The organism is Mesorhizobium sp. WSM4841, assembly GCF_055811515.1.
Genome location: NZ_JBVVQC010000022.1, coordinates 1 through 1,313 on the forward strand (window position 1 = coordinate 1; position 1,313 = coordinate 1,313).

Below are 1,313 nucleotides of genomic sequence, written 5' to 3' on the forward strand. Positions count from 1 at the left end.
GCGCTCCATTCGTTGAGTTCACAGCAACGATGGTGCCACAACCCTCGCCGCCGCCCCATAGCTTCTCTCCCCCACTTTGGTGGGGGCGAGGAACCCAGTCCTGCAGCGGCCTGGCTACTTGCGCTGTCTCAGCCAGTATTCTCAGGGATGATTGTCGGGTTTGCGGCTGGTGTATCGTCCTTGGGGCGAAACCCGTTGCAATCCCGGAGGACATCATGTCGTTGGAGACCGCTCAATCACCTGTTCAATCGCCGTGGCAGATCGCTTCCATACTCATCGCCCGCCTGATCTTCGCGGCCGTCTTCCTGATGGCGGTGACCTTCAAGTTCATCGACATAGGCGCTACCGCAGGCTACATCGCCGCCGCCGGATTTCCGTTCCCGTTGTTTCTGGCCTGGTGCGCGGCCCTGCTCGAGGTCGTCCTCGTGCTGTGCTTCCTGACCGGCGCTTTTTTCACACCGGCCGCGCTCGTAGCCGCCGTTTACGTCATCTTCCTCGGTTTTGCCTTCCACGGCCCGTCGCACTGGGCCGGCAACCAGGCCGAGTTCGGCTTCTTCGTCGATCATTTTACGTTCCTGGCCGGGCTGCTGTTTGCGGCGGTGCATGGGCCGGGCCGCGTGCTGACCTGGAAGCCTGTATCGGGCAGCTGATGGCGCCTCGGCTGGCAAGCGGCGTTCCGATACGGGAGGCGATCGCAACGTCACATCTGGTCGTTGTAGGGTTCCTTCATCTGGCCGACCATGCGCGCCAGTTTCGAGAACGACGGCATGTCCGCCTCCGGCTGGCACTGATTGGCCAGTTCCAGCAGCCGGATCGGGAAGTTGACGGCATCGCGGCTTGACGCCGACATGCCTTCGGACCGCTCCTCGCTGGTTTCGCTGGCTTCGGCCTTGCGCAAGGCGATGTCTATCTCTTCGACCGTCAGCACGCCCTTGCGGACAAGGACCTGGTTGATCGATGCGACGGCCATCAGCAGGCCTTCGAGTTGCAGATTGGCGACATTCATAGCTTTGCTCCCATTGGCAAAATTGCAAACGCGCGAGCGCCGGTTCCGATCCGGACAGCTGCACCATATCGCGGCGCTCGGCCGAATTTTAGGCCGGCCCGCGAGATTTCGCTTGCTTTGTGACGGCAGCTATGCTAGGAATATAGTCATGGTGCTGATTTGCGCCAACGACCCGCCCGCCGAGGCGGGTTTTTGTTTTTGGACCATCTTTCGCTTGCTTGGATGAATGTCGGCAGGACAGAGGGGGGCGCGAAGGATCGCGACGCTTCCCGTAACGAATACTGCACCTCCCAGAGCCCCCCATGTC

The 1,313-nt window shown here is 61.2% G+C and carries 2 protein-coding genes; one reads left to right on the forward strand and one right to left on the reverse strand.

The window, feature by feature from the left end; translation table 11 throughout:
• Window positions 1-215 precede the first annotated feature (215 nt).
• Window positions 216-650: a DoxX family protein gene (locus AC0L14_RS22835; protein WP_473750838.1), complete on the forward strand. Its 435-nt coding sequence runs from the start codon at window positions 216-218 to the stop codon at window positions 648-650.
• A gap of 50 nt (window positions 651-700) precedes the next feature.
• On the opposite strand, the gene AC0L14_RS22840 is transcribed toward AC0L14_RS22835, so the two are convergent.
• Window positions 701-1,006 carry a hypothetical protein gene (locus tag AC0L14_RS22840; RefSeq protein WP_023803842.1) on the reverse strand — a complete coding sequence of 102 codons (306 nt, stop codon included), beginning with the start codon at window positions 1,004-1,006 and terminating at the stop codon, window positions 701-703.
• Window positions 1,007-1,313 lie beyond the last annotated feature (307 nt).